At 67.8% G+C, this 15,504-nt stretch carries 13 protein-coding genes; 8 read left to right on the forward strand and 5 right to left on the reverse strand.

The window, feature by feature from the left end; translation table 11 throughout:
• The first annotated feature begins 184 nt into the window (after positions 1–184).
• Positions 185–430, forward strand: a complete 246-nt coding sequence (locus tag J5X75_RS41550; RefSeq protein ID WP_208473234.1) for a hypothetical protein — start codon at positions 185–187, stop codon at positions 428–430.
• 279 nt (positions 431–709) lie between these two features.
• Here J5X75_RS41550 and J5X75_RS41555 read toward each other — a convergent pair whose 3' ends face one another.
• Positions 710–1,054 (reverse strand): hypothetical protein, encoded by a 345-nt coding sequence (locus tag J5X75_RS41555; protein WP_208473235.1) that lies wholly within the window; start codon positions 1,052–1,054, stop codon positions 710–712.
• Positions 1,055–1,361: 307 nt separating this feature from the next.
• Here J5X75_RS41555 and J5X75_RS41560 point away from each other — a divergent pair, with 307 nt between their 5' ends.
• Positions 1,362–1,697 (forward strand): hypothetical protein, encoded by a 336-nt coding sequence (locus J5X75_RS41560; protein ID WP_208473236.1) that lies wholly within the window; start codon positions 1,362–1,364, stop codon positions 1,695–1,697.
• Between the two features lie 144 nt (positions 1,698–1,841).
• Positions 1,842–2,612, forward strand: coding sequence for a DUF6193 family natural product biosynthesis protein (locus tag J5X75_RS41565; RefSeq protein ID WP_208473237.1), 771 nt, complete (start codon positions 1,842–1,844; stop codon positions 2,610–2,612).
• Between the two features lie 634 nt (positions 2,613–3,246).
• On the opposite strand, the gene J5X75_RS41570 is transcribed toward J5X75_RS41565, so the two are convergent.
• Entirely contained in the window at positions 3,247–4,038 is a 792-nt protein-coding gene (locus tag J5X75_RS41570) for an SAM-dependent methyltransferase (protein ID WP_208473238.1), read from the reverse strand.
• Positions 4,039–5,065: 1,027 nt separating this feature from the next.
• On the opposite strand from J5X75_RS41570, the gene J5X75_RS41575 reads away from it, so the two are divergent.
• From J5X75_RS41575 to J5X75_RS41585, 3 genes are read left to right on the forward strand one after another with little or no spacing between them, the layout of a single operon-like run.
• Positions 5,066–6,964, forward strand: a complete 1,899-nt coding sequence (locus tag J5X75_RS41575; RefSeq protein ID WP_238490911.1) for a glycosyltransferase family 2 protein — start codon at positions 5,066–5,068, stop codon at positions 6,962–6,964.
• Positions 6,961–8,910 carry a radical copper oxidase GlxA gene (glxA, locus tag J5X75_RS41580; protein WP_208473239.1) on the forward strand — a complete coding sequence of 650 codons (1,950 nt, stop codon included), beginning with the start codon at positions 6,961–6,963 and terminating at the stop codon, positions 8,908–8,910. Before J5X75_RS41575 ends, glxA begins: the two co-directional genes overlap by 4 nt.
• Before the next feature lie 3 nt (positions 8,911–8,913).
• Positions 8,914–9,990: a glycoside hydrolase family 6 protein gene (locus tag J5X75_RS41585; protein ID WP_208473240.1), complete on the forward strand. Its 1,077-nt coding sequence runs from the start codon at positions 8,914–8,916 to the stop codon at positions 9,988–9,990.
• 88 nt (positions 9,991–10,078) lie between these two features.
• On the opposite strand, the gene J5X75_RS41590 is transcribed toward J5X75_RS41585, so the two are convergent.
• Positions 10,079–11,596 (reverse strand): FAD-dependent monooxygenase, encoded by a 1,518-nt coding sequence (locus J5X75_RS41590; protein ID WP_208473241.1) that lies wholly within the window; start codon positions 11,594–11,596, stop codon positions 10,079–10,081.
• Between the two features lie 389 nt (positions 11,597–11,985).
• Here J5X75_RS41590 and J5X75_RS41595 point away from each other — a divergent pair, with 389 nt between their 5' ends.
• Both J5X75_RS41595 and J5X75_RS41600 read left to right on the forward strand, forming a co-directional pair.
• Positions 11,986–13,272, forward strand: a complete 1,287-nt coding sequence (locus tag J5X75_RS41595; protein ID WP_307798621.1) for an RNA-guided endonuclease InsQ/TnpB family protein — start codon at positions 11,986–11,988, stop codon at positions 13,270–13,272.
• A gap of 4 nt (positions 13,273–13,276) precedes the next feature.
• Positions 13,277–13,855, forward strand: coding sequence for an HDIG domain-containing metalloprotein (locus J5X75_RS41600; RefSeq protein WP_208473243.1), 579 nt, complete (start codon positions 13,277–13,279; stop codon positions 13,853–13,855).
• A gap of 256 nt (positions 13,856–14,111) precedes the next feature.
• Here the strand turns inward: J5X75_RS41600 and J5X75_RS41605 are convergent, their stop codons facing one another.
• Together J5X75_RS41605 and J5X75_RS41610 are read right to left on the reverse strand one after the other, a co-directional pair.
• A complete protein-coding gene (locus J5X75_RS41605; RefSeq protein ID WP_208473244.1) occupies positions 14,112–14,681 on the reverse strand; it encodes a hypothetical protein in 570 nt (189 codons plus the stop codon).
• A 111-nt stretch (positions 14,682–14,792) separates the two neighbouring features.
• Positions 14,793–15,497: a cysteine hydrolase family protein gene (locus tag J5X75_RS41610; RefSeq protein WP_208473245.1), complete on the reverse strand. Its 705-nt coding sequence runs from the start codon at positions 15,495–15,497 to the stop codon at positions 14,793–14,795.
• Positions 15,498–15,504: the final 7 nt, after the last annotated feature.

Genomic DNA, 15,504 nt, shown 5'->3' on the forward strand with positions numbered 1-15,504 from the left:
CAACAACCAGCCGGCCACCCGCCACGACGTCCACATCGTCACCAGGACAAAACCACCGAACGGCACAGTCAGAAAGAAGACCTCCACCACACCACGACCCCGCCGCACAGGTTAAAACTCAAGTTAGGCCCTGACCACCATGGGCGAAACACGTACGGCCTGGCAGGCCCAAGACGATGCCCTCGTGGCGTTCGGCCGCGACGAGCATCTGGACCCCACCCTGGTCCACCTGGACCGTGCGATATGCATGATCAACAATGGTGACATCACCCAAGGCGTCCACCACGCCAGTACGGTGCTGTTGGACCTGCCAACCGACTTCCGGCCGGCCATCGTCATCCGGCGTGCCAACGCCGTGGCCGCAGCGGTCCCGGGCACCTGCCGGCGTGAGCGTCGCGGCGATCCTTCCACTGACGGTTTACGCAGGTAGGAGGTAGTCCTCGGCAACTGGTGACTCCGCTTCTTGCTTTCGGAAGACGACGTGACGCAAACACGCCACTGGCGCGCCGGCCAATCCGGCCAAGATGCCGGCACCGCCCGCTGCATGCCGGCTGCGCAGTGGTGCGGGCCGCCAGTGGCCGCTCGTCAGCGTAGGAGCAGAGCAGGTGCGCAACCTCGACGATCACCTCCACACCACCGAGCCGGATGATTGCGTCGAGAACAGCATCTCCGGCGAACGGCGACGCGGGGAGGCGAGCGTCACATTGCCTCACCCGGCCGGCAGACGGGTCCTCTCGCTCCGTCCGCGTACGGCGGCGACCAATGCGAGCACACCCGCGCCGACGATGGGCAGACCGACCGACAGCAGGCCGAGGAGACCGAGCCCTAGCAGTAGAACGGCGGACGCGGCCAAGGCCACTCGACGCTTCGGCGCCGCACGAACGATTCCATAAACCGAAAGCAATCCCGCCGCAGCCAGGCCAACCACGAACCACCACGCCGGCTCACCGCCCTGCCGGCCGATGAGCACCAGATAAAGCACCATCATGACGGCCGCGATCGCAGCAGCCGCGGCCGCTGCCGGATCCCAACCGTTCCACCATCTCAAGGTCATGATTGATGCTTGCAGATCTGATGGCGCCGGTGGCCCCCGGGCATGGAGAGCATCCACACATCGGCACGACAGCTCACCAACAGCGGTCAACGTCGTCACCCTGCATGCCGATCAGTAACCCTGGTCAAGGCCGAAACCTGCGGCTATTGCTCTTTGCGGTGGCCCAGTGCCGTAGCGTCGGGCCATGCTGCCTCTGCCCCGTGTCTGCTGTTCTGGTGCCGTTGTCGCAAGGGTCTCAGACATCGACATACACCTACTCACGGTCGAGTCTTGGAACGATCGTGTCCTGGTACGGACGGTAGGAGCTATGACCGATGATGCGCGCACCGCAGTGAGTGCGTTCGAATCCGCATCGGCGGAATGGATGCGACGGCACCGTGCCGGGGTAGACGAGCAGCCGCCGATGCCGATCGGTGAGCGCTTGGCCGAGGCTTTGACTGTTCGTGTGGCCGATAATGCCGGGACGGCTTTCCGCTTGGTGGGCAGAAGCAGCGGTGGCGGGGGCGGAGCTGAACTCTATTGCGAGTGGGCCTTCGTGCCGGCGATGGCTGCCGAAGCATCGTCGTTGACGATCACCGTCGTGGCTGCGGACGGTAGCAGCACGACGCACACGGTCGAGATGGGTGCCCACAGCACTCCATAGGGACACCTCGAAATCCCTCTCGACACGGCCTCTCTACATGACCCTGTGTCACGCGCGGATCGCGGCAGATCCGGATGTTGGCCTCCGAGCCGATGGTCTGTAGCTTGGCTTCGGCGGCAGCACAGCCCGCGTCACGATGGGACGATGTTGGAAGAAAACGGACTGGATTACTCGCGGTATCCAGATGTCACCGCGGCTGGTGACCTTCGAAGCCTTCTGCAGGACGAGCTCGATTCAGCCGGTACATCACTGCAGGCCGAGCACACGGAATCGCCGGGCTGGGTATTGACCCACGCGGTGGTACGCGCCGGTGACCGTCGGGTGTTCGTCCACATGACTTCCGGTGACCGCGCTTTCGCTCTCGACTTCTGGACACCGGGTCTCCAGCTCGCCCATGGCCTTACCTCCGACCTTCGAGATGCCGTTGGAGCGATCTCGATGTTCCTCGACGGCGTCGGTCTCCGGCACCTCCGCGTGGCCCGGCCATTCGTGAGCTTCGGTCCGTTCGCTGAGGCGTTCGAACGAGGTGAGGCTGAAGCGATTGCCTTCCGTTGGCGGCAACTGCTCCACCCGGCGCCGGATTGGCCACAGCGCTGGCATGGCCTGCACGACTTTCTCGTAGCGGCCTCGGACGAGCCGCGGCTGCGCGCGTTGTATCCGTTCACCAGCCACTTCGATCTCGGATTCCGGCGGTCCGTTCCCGACGGACAAAGCCGGGCATTAGGTTGGGTACGTCCGGTCGGCAACGGCCGCTACCTGGTCGCAGGCTCGAATAGACGGAAGCTTCACGCCGCCGGACCCATGGGCAGGACCAATTGGGATGGCGATCCGGTGCCTGGAGGGCCGGCGCCTACACCCGCACAGGAGAGCGTTGCTCTGCTTCTTACCGCGATGGATCGCGACATACAGGCGTAATCGGCTTCGCACCCGGATCCGGGCCAATGTCCGCTCATCGGCATGATAATGCGCCCGACCAATATCGCCGGACGGGACGGACGCCCTGGACGGGGTCCCGCCGAGGATGCAGTGGTGCTGGTCGAATGCGGCAGTGACGGCATGGACCAGGCACTGATTCCGGTCAAATGGCTTACGACCAGAAGTCCCGCGACCCGGTCGGTTTCATCAAGGCCGATCCGCCCACCGGGCCGGGCGAACGGATGACGTTCCTCTCGTACGCCGTCGAGGGCGGGGCGACGTGGCCACGGTGCAGAAGCCCGGCGGCGGTACGGAGAAGCGTCGTTACGTGCACGACGGCGGCTCGAACTGGGTGCGGGCCTGAGGTGAGGGCCCGGTAGCCGGCGGAGTGACCTGCCCTGAGCGGCACACGCTGACCGGCGCGGATGGGCCTACTTGTCAATCAGACCTACACGGGCGGACGGCGTGCCGCTGTTACGGCCGGCGCTCGGCGGGCAGTCCCGGTCGCCGTGGTGACAGGGGAATCCACGACCTCGGTGCACGTCGCCGCAGTGGAGGCGACGCTGCTCGGCGGTGGCCGGTTTCACCGTGGGGGATGCGGAGCGGTCAGCGAGCCTGGCGGCCCTGCACGGTGTCAGTTGGGTTTGCGCCCGACGGCACAGAACTGGTCGATCTCGTCTATCTCAACCTCTGGTCGCCATTTCGTTACGGAGACCAAGCCGGGCTCGACCAACTCCAAGTCTTCAAAGAACGCGGCCAACCGCTTCGTGCTGCGCAGATGGTAGGGCAGCGCAGCTGACTGGTTCCACAACCGAGCAGCTTCGACGACCTCCGGCGAGGTGTCGGTGCCGTCGTAGATCGCGAGGTAGCTGCCGGGCGGCACGGCCGCGAGCACTGCGCGGACTAGTCGCTGTGCCTCGACATCGTCCGCGATATGACCAAGAACTCCCATGAACAGCACGGCGACAGGCTGGGTGAAATCGAGCGTGCGAGCCGCCTGACGCAACACCGCATCAATGTCACGGAGATCTGCATCGACATAGTCGGTGGCGCCCTCCGCTGAACTGGTCAGTAAGGCGCGGGCATGAGTCAGTACGAGTGGGTCACTATCGACATAGACGACACGACTCTCCGGGGCGACGCCCTGTGCCACCTCGTGCGTGTTGTTGGCAGTGGGTAACCCTGTGCCGAGGTCGAGGAACTGACGTATGCCTGCTTCACCAGCCAGGTGGCGCACCGCGCGGACCAGGAAGGCTCGGCTGAGTCGGGCGTTTTCCGCGAGGGCCGGCTGACCTCGCAGGATTTCGTCGCCGACCGCCCTGTCCGATGCAAAATTGTCCTTGCCGCCCAACAGATAGTTCCAGATACGCGCGGTGTGTGGCACGCCCGTGTCCAGATTGGATATCAGCCGCTCATCGCTCGTCACCTGCGCATCGTAGCGATACCAGCCGATGTCTGGGTGGTCAAATCTGCTGACGCGAGCACCATCCCCCGATGGCAGTCTCCGTGAACCTCGACGCGATCCTCGGCCCGGAGTACCGGTCGAGGCAGATTCCCTGCCTCGTCGACGTGCCGGTGTCGGCGCATCTCCGAGGCTGAGGCCGATGGCCTGCGGCAGGCGTTCGGCATCGAGACCATCGGCGACCTCACCGACAACCCGTTCGTGCGGCCGTCGCCATCCGGGAGATGGCGAAGATCGCCCATCAGCTCTGGCACCCCCGCCCCGCCCCCGCCGCCGAGTCGGCGGCGGCGGTCCGCGATAACCCACAAAATCACGCTCGGTAACATCGTTACCGCTTCTGCGTGATTTGTGAACGTTCCCGCAACCCGCGCCGGCAACCTCTCGGAATAACAGGAGACGACCCCCGATCGGGCCCGCCGCCGAGAATTCGAGAATGAACAGCCCAAGAATCTTTTCGCGGGCCGTTGAAAACGTGGTAACGGCGAATGTCCTACGTAACGGCGGTCACAGAGTGTGACATCCGCGGTTGCGGCAGCCTGGAGCCGCCGCAGACATGACGGCCGTCACGCGCGGCCATCCACTGTCGATTTCCGCGAAACGGTCAGGCCGAACCGCGCCGACACAGACGGCATCGAACGGCCGAGGCGCCACTACCAGGGCAATCTGGATATAGCGGAACGGCGCCGCGACACCCCGGGAAGACATTGATCAACTACGCTCCACCGGAACTCGCAGCCACGCTGCGTATATAACTACTCGCCGGTCACGTGTCAGTGATCACGTTCGAGGCTCAAATTTATGGCTCGACGGCCTCCGTGTGGAACTGTCGGGAAACATTCAGGAACCCCAACCGCAATGGCGCTATTGAAGAACGCGCCAGTTGCCGGTCGTGAATACGGTTTGCTTCAGCGGCGATCCGTAAAGGACGGTAACCGCTATTGCCGTCCCCGTCACAGTCGGTAACAGACCCCGCGAGGTGAGAGAACCGTCGATGAGTGTCACTGAAATGCCCCCGGGAAGGACCGAGCGCACCGCCGCGCCCGTACCGATGAACTCGACCGCGGGCGCGCCCGCCGGTCTGGACGACGATCGGACCGGCGCATCGCTCCCCGACCCGGGCGACGACGCCACGATGGCCATCCCCGACGGCGGCTACAACTACGCCGGCTTCAGCGTCCTGGCCGGCCAGGCCCAGCACGCGCCGGCACGCGGGTACAAGGTCGAGATGCGGCCCCTGGCCCGCCGCCGGCCGATCTCCACGGTGCTGATCACGCTCTTCGCCTTCGCGTTCGAGAGCACCTTCTTCGCCTGGCTGCTCTCCTCGATCGAGGTTCCCGAGCGCACCCTGCACCCTGGGCTGTACGCGGCGACGATCGTCATGATCGCGGCGACCGCGCTGATCGAGCTGTTCCGGCTGGTCAACGTCGTCACGCTGTGCCTGGCAACCCTGTGGGCCCGCGACCCGGTCCCCGTAGTGCCGCAGGCCGACCTGCGGGTGGCGTTCCTGACCACCATCGTGCCGGGCAAGGAACCCGTGGAGATGGTCGAGCGCACCCTGCGCGCCGCCCTCCAGGTCCGCCACCCGGGCCGGTACGACGTGTGGCTGCTCGACGAGGGTGACGACGAACAGGTGCGCGAGATATGCGCGCGCCTCGGCGTCAACCACTTCAGCCGCAAGGGCCGATCCGACTACAACACCGCCGCCGGCGCCTTCAAGGCCAAGACCAAACACGGCAACTACAACTCCTGGGTCGACACCAACGGCGACGACTACGACGTGTTCGTCTCCGTCGACCCGGACCACGTGCCGCTGCCGAACTTCTGCGAACGTCTCCTCGGCTATTTCCGTGACCCCGACGTCGCCTTCGTCGTCGGACCCCAGATCTACGGCAACTACGACAACGTCGTCACCCGCTGGGCCGAGTCACAGCAGTACCTCTTCCACTCGCTGCTGCAGCGCGCCGGCAACCTCCTCGGCGTCTCCATGCTCGTCGGCACCAACAACGCCGTACGCATCAGCGCCCTGCGCGGCATCCGCGGCCTACAGGACTCCATCACCGAGGACATGGCGACCAGCCTCGCGGTGCACGGTGGACGCAACCCGCAGACCGGCAAGCGCTGGCGCTCGGTCTACACCCCGGACGTGCTTGCCGTCGGCGAGGGCCCGTCCTCCTGGACCGACTACTTCAGCCAGCAGCACCGCTGGTCACGCGGCACCGACGAGGTCGTGGTCACCTCCTTCGCCAAGTTCATGTGGAGCCTCGGCTTCCGCCGCGGCCTGCATTACGCCCTGCTCACCTCCTACTACCCGCTCACCGCACTCGCCTGGCTGCTCGGCGCGGTGAACGCCGCCTGCTACCTGGTGCTGGGTGCGAAGGGTGTGCAGGTGCCGCAGGAGGTGTGGCTGATGCTCTACGTGGACGCCGCGCTCTTCCAGGTCGGCCTCTATGTCTGGAACCGCCGCCACAACGTCAGTCCGCACGAGGAGAGCGGCTCGTCCGGCCTGGCCGGCATGCTGGTGTCGACGCTCTCCACGCCGATCTACGTGTCGTCGTTCCTGGGCGCGCTGCTGCGCCGCAACAGCAAGTTCGTGGTGACGCCCAAGGGCGACTCGGCCAGCCCGGACCGGCTGCTCACCTTCCGGCAGAGCCTGCGCTGGGCGGCGTTCTACGCCACGCTGCTGGCCATCGCCCCGTTCGCCGGCCACGTGCACGGCGCGATGTGGCTGTGGCCCGCCCTCAACCTGGTCATCTGTCTCCTGCCACCGGCCATCTGGCTGGTACAGGAGCGGCGTCGCCGCCGCGTCCCGTACCGCCCCGCCGGATCCAACCGCACGGGCGCCGACGCCGGCGCCACCGGGCCCGCCCTAACCGTGGAGTCGTACGTATGAGCCCCCGTCCCCGCCCGACCGTGGCCCGCCGCCTGCTCAGCGGGTTCGTCACCCTCGTGGTCCTGACGGTCCTCGCCGTCGTCAACCGGCCCATGGTGGTCTTCGGCGCCGAGAAGCTGCACGAGTTCCAGATCAGCCGGCCGTCCTACACGCAGAAGCACGGATACTGGTCGCGCCTTCCGGTGCCGGCCGACTTCCGGGTCAACGCGATCCACGCCGCGCTGCTGCACACCGGCAAGGTCCTGATCATCGCCGGCAGCGGCAACAACCGGGAGAACTTCGAGGCCGGCACCTTCCGCACCGTGCTCTACGACCCCGCACACGACGAGTTCACCGAGGTGCCGACCCCCACCGACGTGTTCTGCGCGGGACACACGTTCCTCGCCAACGGCAACCTGCTCGTCGCCGGCGGCACCAAGTCGTACGAGGTCCTCGAGAAGGACATCGCCAACGCCGCGGGCGTCATGAAGATCAAGAACGAGTCCGCCGTCGGCGGGCCGCGGTTCTTCCCCAAGGGCACCCGGCTGACCGGCAAGAACGGTTTCGCGTACCTGACCCGCGCCGACGTCACCGTTCCCGCCGCCGTCACCATGAAGCACGGCGACGAGGTGATGACGCACGCCGGCGAGGCTGAGGTGTGGGTCGACGCCGAGGTCGCCGGCGACACCGCCATCGTCCGCGGCCCCGCCCAGTACGCCCTGGCCGGCCTCACCGGCGACGACCGGCGCAACCTCTACGGCCTCGCCGACAAGATCACCCGGGAGAAGCAGGAGTACGGCGGCGACAACACGTCGTACGAGTTCGACCCGAACACCGAGCGCTACATACGCACCGGCGACATGGTCAAGCCCCGCTGGTATCCGACCCTCGCCGAGACCCCGAACGGCGATGTCCTGGCCGTCTCCGGCCTCGACGGGTTCGGCCGGATGCTGCCCGGCGACAACGAGCGCTACCTCGCCGGGCAGCGGCGCTGGGTCGACGCACCCGAGCTCAAGCGGGTCTTCCCCACCTACCCCGGGCTCCACCTCATGCAGGACGGCCGGCTCTTCTTCTCCGGCTCCAACTCCGGCTACGGCTCCGACACCGAGGGCCGCACCCCCGGGCTCTGGGACCTCACCAACAACCGCTTCCAGACCGTCCCCGGGCTGCTCGACCCCCGCATGACCGAAACCAGCTCCTCGGTTCTGCTCGCACCCGCACAGGACCAGAAAGTCATGATCTTCGGCGGCGGCGAGATCGGCGAATCACCCGTCTCCACCGCCCGCACCGCCATCGCCGACCTCGACGAACCCAAACCCACCTACCGACCCGGCCCCAACCTGCCCGAACCCGCCCGCTACCTCAGCACCGTGCTCCTGCCCGACGACACCGTCCTCACCACCGGCGGCTCCTCCGGCTACCGCGGCGGCGAATACCAGGGCAAGACCCGCAGCGACCTGTTCAACGCGCAGATCTATGACCCCGCCAGCAACAGCTTCGCCCGCGCCGCCGACTCCACCATCGGCCGCAACTACCACTCCGAGGCGATCCTGCTGCCCGACGGCCGGGTCATCACCATGGGCAGCGACCCGCTCTACGACCCCTCCGGCAAGAACCCCGGCACCTTCGAGCAGCGGATCGAGGTCTACTCCCCGCCGTACCTGTTCAAGGGCGACCGGCCCACCGTGGCCGACGGGCCCGCCGCAGTCCAGCGGGGCACCACCGTCACGTTCACGACCGCCGACGCGGGCCGCATCCGCGCCGCCCGGCTCATGCGACCCAGCGCCGTCACCCACGTGACCGACGTCGACCAGCGCTCCGTCGCTCTTGACATCACCCCCGTGCCGGGTGGCCTGGCCCTGTCCGTTCCGAAGGCCAAGGGCCTGGTGCCCTCCGGCTGGTACCTGCTGTACCTGCTCGACGACAAGGGTGTGCCGTCCGTCGGCCGCTGGGTGCAGGTGCTCTGACCGATGGCACGCCATGCCCTGGTGCGGCCACGCGGCCGCCGCCCACTCCTGGTGGCGGCCGCACTCTGCGCCGTGCTGCTGCTCGGCGCGGCCGCCTGGTTCGTCGCGAAGGGAAACGCGACGGACCGGGCGGGGACCGGCGAGGCGACACCGGATGCGAGGGCTTCCGATGCCGCCCCGACCGGTCGGCTCGCCGGCTGGCCGCTGTTCGTCGAACACACCGGGCTGGCCGTCGATCACCTGCGCGACCTCGAGGCCGCCGGGCGCACCAGCGAGGCCGCGGCGATCCGCCGGATCGCCGAGCAGCCGACGGCCACCTGGTTCGCCGACGAGGCATCCGGGTACGCCGACCGCGCCCGCCGCCTGGTCCGCGAGGCCGGCGCGGCCGGCCGGGTGCCGGTGCTCACCGTGTACTACCTTCCCCAGCGCGACTGCTCGGGTCACTCCGCCGGCGGCGCGCGTGACGCCGACGCGTACCGGCGATGGGTCGGCGCCCTCGCCGCGGGACTCGCCGGCCATCGGGCGATCGTCGTGCTCGAGCCGGACGCCGTCGCGCAGGCCGTCGACGGCTGCCTTCCCGCGGCCGCGGCGGCCGAGCGCTACCGGCTGCTCGGCGCCGCCATCGACGCGTTCCGTGCCGTGCCGGGCGTACGGGTCTACCTCGACGCCGGCAACCCGACCTGGGTCGAGGCGGGCCGGATGGCGCCGGCCCTACGGGCCGCGGGCATCGACCGGGCGCACGGCTTCGCGCTCAACGTCGCCAACTTCGAGAGCACGCCGAACAACATCGCGTACGGGACGGCGCTGTCGGGGCTGCTCGGCGGCGCGCACTTCGTCGTCGACACCAGCCGCAACGGCAACGGGCCGGCGCAGACGGGCGTCGGCGACCGGCACTGGTGCAACCCGCCGGGCCGGGCCCTCGGCACGCCGCCGACGGTCGAGACCGGGCATCCGCTCGTCGACGCGTACCTGTGGATCAAGCGGCCGGGCGAGTCCGACGGCGCCTGCACCGCCGGCTCACCGCCGGCCGGCCGTTGGTTCCCGCGGTACGCACTGGAACTGGCCGGTCACCCGGGCTGACCAGAGCGCATCTGCCGGCCCGGACACGGCTCACGGATTCCCGCCGAACCGGGTTCACCGCGGCCGGAGGTTCCCCCGGCCAACCTGTTCAAAGCGAGCACACATAGTCGCGGACGCTGCGGCCGTCCCCCGGCTCGGCGACCAGGCCGACGTAGCCGTCCGGGCGTACCAGGACAAGAGTGTCCTCGCCGTAGGCGTTCGCTGCATGCCCATCATGGTCATGCAGGCCGCCCGGCCCGACCGCCCAGGAGCCGACGATCGCGGGATCCACGCCGTCGAGCGATGGGACACCGTGTTCACCGATGCCGAGCAGGGTGAAACGCGGACCGCGGAACAGGTCGAAGAGGCGAATCGGCGCGCCGGCGGTGTCACGCAGCGGCGCATCCGGCGCCCGGTCCCCCGGCTGAACCCGGGCGGACCGGCCGGCCTGACGGGAGAGCCGGCTCCACGGATACCGGAGCGCCAGCTGGGTCAACTCGGGCGAGGCCACCGCGTCGAGGCCGCCACCCTTCTTCTTGACAGCGTCGAGGACCGCGGCGAGCCGTTCCGAGGTGATGTCCAGCAGCCAGCTCGCGATCGGGAGCCGCTCCTCGTCATACGTGTCCAACAGCGTCGGGGCGGCCCACCCCGCAACCACCAGACCGAGCTTCCAGCCCAGGTTGTACGCGTCTTGGATCCCGCTGTTCATGCCGAGCCCGCCGGCGATCGGATGCACGTGGGCCGCGTCCCCGGCGAGGAACACCCGGTCCACCCGGAGCCGGTCGACCATCCGGACGTTGACGCGGTACGTCGAGCGCCACGCCAGGTCGTGCAATCGCACACCCGGCAGCCCGGCCACACGATCGAAGGTCTGCCGCAACCGTTCCAGGGTCGGTTCCAGCGGTACGCCGTCCGCATCGAGTTCAGGGGTGGCCTGTATCTGGAACACGTCGGTGCCGGGCAGCGGGCACAGCATGACGACACCGTCGTCGGTGAACCACTGATGCCAGGCGTCTCGGCCGAGCCCGTCGACCCGGACGTCACCGACCACCATGACTTGCATGTCCGGTGTCTCGCCACGCATCGGCAGGCCGAGTGCCTTGCGGACGGTGCTGTGGCCACCGTCGCAGCCGACCAGGTATCGGGCCCGGATCCGCTGCTCACCGACCGTCGTGGTCACCCCGTCGGCGTCCTGCTGGAAGTCGCTCAGCTCGGCGCCGCGCTCGACGGTGACGCCGAGGCCGTCCAGCCGCTCACGCAGGATCTGCTCCACCCGCCACTGCGGGATCATCAGAGCCGCGGGGTACGGGACATCGGGCGTGGGTACCTGATCGGCCTGCGGATCGGCCTCGGCGATCACCTCGGTTCCCTGGTACTTGCGGTGCCGCAGGTGGCTGATACCGGACGCCAGGATCCGGTCGACGACCCCCAGATCGTCGAGCACCTCCTGGCTGCGCGGGCTCAGCCCTTTCCCCCGGGAGCCGGTGGGGAACTCCGGCGCCCGGTCGACGATCCGCACCGCCACGCCACGACGGGCGAGGTCGCAGGCGAGCGTGAGACCGGTCGGGCCGGCACCGGCCACGAGGACATCCGTGATGGCCTCGACACCTTCGGCAACCGGGCTCATCGGAAGTCGATGACATCGCCGGTGAGCGGGTACTGTCCGGTCCGGTCCGGCGCGGGCGGGTCGCAATCCAGATGGGCCGGGAACGCGTCGCCGCCGAAACCCCACATGCCCGGCCGCGCTGCTCCGGACGATACCGGTGAATACTGTGACATCGTGGCTCCCCCGCTGGTGGACTCGAGCGCCGGCCCGAGAAAAGGTCAGCGTGTTGCCCGCCGACTCCTTGAGCCAGTTCCTGATGCTGCTACCGACATGCGGGCCAGTGCTCCGGCCTTCAGGCCGGGGGTGAAGGCCCGTGCTGGGAGGGCCGCCAAGGCCCGAGCAGTGCCGTAACCCGGCGCCGGAACGCCTGGGCGAGTGTCACCTGATCATAGTCGCGTACTGTGCTTCTTGTGCAGCTGCGGTACCAGTTCCGCGTCTACCCGACGTCCGGTCAGCAGATCGAGCTGGCCAGGGCGTTCGGGTGCGCCCGGGTGGTGTTCAACGACGGTTTGCGCGCCCGGCAGCAGGCCCGGCAGGCGGGCGAGAAGTATCTCTCCGATGCCGAGCTGTCGCGCCGTCTGATTACCGAGGCGAAGCTGACGCCCGAGCGGGCGTGGTTTGGTGAAGTGTCGGCGGTTGTGCTGCAGCAGGCCCTCGCGGACTTGAATGCGGCATACCGTAACTTCTTCGACTCGCTGTCCGGCAAACGCCAGGGCCGCAAGGTCGCCCCGCCCCGGTACCGGTCCCGTAAGGACAACCGGCAGGCGATCCGGTTTACCAAGAACTCCCGGTTCAAGGTGCTCGACAACGGCCGGCTCAGGTTGCCGAAGATCGGCGACGTCGAGGTGCGATGGTCGCGGAGCCTGCCGTCCGATCCCAGCTCGGTCACGGTGATCCGGGACGCGGCCGGGCGGTACTTCGCCTCGTTCGTCGTGCGGACCACGGACGAGCCGCTGCCATCTTCGGCGTCAGAGGTGGGTATCGACCTGGGTCTGACGCACTTCGCGGTGCTCTCCGACGGCACGAAGGTCGCCGCCCCGAGGTTCCTGCGCCGCGCCGCCCGTAAGCTCAAGCGGTTGCAGCAGGCCCTGTCCCGCAAGCAGCAGGGCAGCAACCGCCGCAAGAAGGCCGTCGTGAAGGTGGCCCGCGCGCATGCGCGGGTGGCCGACACCCGGCGAGACTGGCAGCACAAGCTCTCCACGGCGATCATCCGCGACAACCAAGCGGTGTACGTCGAGGACCTGTGCGTGGTTGGTCTCGGCCGGACCCGGCTCGCGAAGTCCGTGCACGACGCGGGCTGGGCGAGCTTCACCGGCATGCTGGAGTACAAGGCGCAGCGGTACGGGCGCGCCTTCGGCCGGGTGGACAGGTTCTTCCCGTCCACCCGGATGTGCTCCGACTGCGGCCGCATCAACGAGAAGATGGCGTTGAACGACCGGGAGTGGGACTGTCCGTGTGGCAGTCACCACGACCGGGACGTCAATGCCGCCAAGAACGTCAAGGCCGCCGGACAGGCGGACTTCAACGACCGTGGAGCGCACGTAAGACCAGGGCTTGTCCCGGCGGCGCGCGGTGAAGCGGTAACCCACCCGGACGCCGCGCGGTCCACGCGCAGCGTGGAGGGAATCCCCGTCCTTCAGGGCGAGGAGGATGTCAAGCTCGGTCCCAGCGGGTCCCCGAGTGACCCGAGCGAGTGACCTGATGCGAATTCCCAGCGACGTCGAAATCAGGGCCTTGCACGAGCGGTTCGCCCCGTCGCCGGACTCCTTCGAGCGGGTGTGGACGCACTCCGTGATCGTCTGCCGGATCGCCGAGCAACTGCTCGGCGGCGGCCGGCACGACCTGAACGCCGACCTGGTCCGGGCCGGGTGCCTGCTACACGACATCGGCGTGCATCAGCTGGAGCCGGACGACCACTACGTGCGGCACGGGCTACTCGGTTACCAACTGCTCGGTGACACCGGACTGCCCGAGACGTTGCGCCGCTTCTGTGCGCATCACACCGGTGTGGGCATCACCCGCGACGACGTGCTGCGGCAGGAGCTTCCGCTGCCGCACTGCGATTTCCTCGCCGAGACCGGTGAGGAGGAACTGGTGATGTACGCGGACAAGTTCCACAGCAAGAGCACTCCACCGAGATTTCTGTCCGCGGCCACGTTCGCTCAGCGCGTCGGCCGTTTCGGCGAGGACAAGGTGAAGCGCTTCGAGTCGCTGGTAGACCGCTTCGGCGAGCCGGACCTCGTCGCGCTCGCCGCCGAGTACGGCCACGCCATCACCTGACAACACACTTGTTTGCACGGGAAGCACCGTGACGGCATGATCCACCCCGATCACCGCCGGATCGAGGCCGGACGTGCAAGCATCCTTACCAGCAAGGGCACGCTGGAGATCGCGTTCGACCCGCAACCTCACTCTCCACGATGGCTCGGGAGGCCGTAGCGGCGCGCGGCGAGTTCACGGGTCGCATTCTTACCTGCGGCTCGAACCGGCGACACGGTCATGATCCGCAGTCTGGTGGCGGTCAATGCGGTTGAGGTCATAGCGAGGCACGGTCGGCGTCGGTCATCAACGTCGGATGGCGCACCCGCCAAGCCCCGGTCCTGCGGTTGATGAAGAGATGCGACGCCTCGTAATGCGACGCGCAGTCCCACAGCCGGCCGCCGTCGGCCACGGCAACAGTCAGCCAGTCAGTGCCCTGCCGGCTCCACTGCGTCACCGGTCCGGCGAACATGTCGGCCGCCATCTGTTGCGCCGCCGCCCGATTCACCTGCCCTGCCACCTCGCAATACCGCAGCAATCGCTGCGCGTACACCGCCCATTCGCGGACATACGGATGCTGCTTGCCGTGGGCCAGTCCCGCGGCCGCCCGCAACGCGTCCAACTCCTCGGGTCGGCGCCGCCAAGCGACGCGGCCGGCGAGATTCTCCAGGACGACGCGGCAGATCTGCTGCTTCGGGCATTCACCGGTATCCGCTGCCGCGATCAGGAGCGGAAATCCAACGACATCCTCCAGCAGCAGATCTTCGTCCTGTTCCATCAACTCGGCGAACGGATCCCACGCCCACTCCCAGAACGAGCGCTCGTCAGCGAAAGGCCACCACGGCATGCGCTGATGATGACTCATGAACAAGGTGCACGTCTGCGAACATTCCACTGGGCAGGTGGCTGCATCGGGTTCCCCGGGGCGAGAAGAGGGACGGCCGCGGGCAGGACCGCGCTAGAGACCCACTCCCCCGACCTGCTCGCCGACGCTTCCGTCCGGCTCGTTGACCAGCTTGATCACGTCCTCAGTGGTACGCACGTCTCCATACGTCCGGTAGATCGTGTACAGCGTGCTGTTGTGGTCCTCGTCGCGGCGGGCGGAATTGCCGTCGGCTACAAAGATCACCCGGTAGCCGAGCGTTGCGGCGTCGCGGGCGGAGGCCTCCGAGCAGACGTTGGTCACGGTCCCGGTGATCACGACGGTGTCGATACCACGTTCCTGCAGGAGCTCGGGCAAAGGCGAGAAGCCGGGGAAGAACGCGCTCGTGGCCGTCTTCTCGACGATGAGGTCCTCGTCGGGGATGTCGAACTCGTGCCAGATGCGTTCCCGAAGTGGCCCCTCACCTCCGCTCTGTGCGAACACCTTCGCCTGCTCCGCACCGAAGAACTCCTCGTCCACCGGAGTCGGCTCGGTCACGCCGGGCAGGATCCAGGCGACGGTGCCGCCTCTGGCCCGCAGGGTGTCAGCCAGCTGCGAGATGTTCGGCACGATCCCGTACGTGTACTCGTTCTCCTCTACGAAGAACGGCACCATGTCCACCACGATCAGCGCGGTCCGCTCGGGCGCCAGGCTGACGTATGCGTGCCGCCGTCCACGCCGCGACTCCTGCCGCTTGATTTCGCGTTCTTCGATCCGCCAGGCGTGCATTCTGCGCTCCACTCGCGTA

The sequence above is a fragment of the Actinoplanes flavus genome (assembly GCF_017592555.1).
In the GTDB taxonomy this organism is placed as follows: domain Bacteria; phylum Actinomycetota; class Actinomycetes; order Mycobacteriales; family Micromonosporaceae; genus Actinoplanes; species Actinoplanes flavus.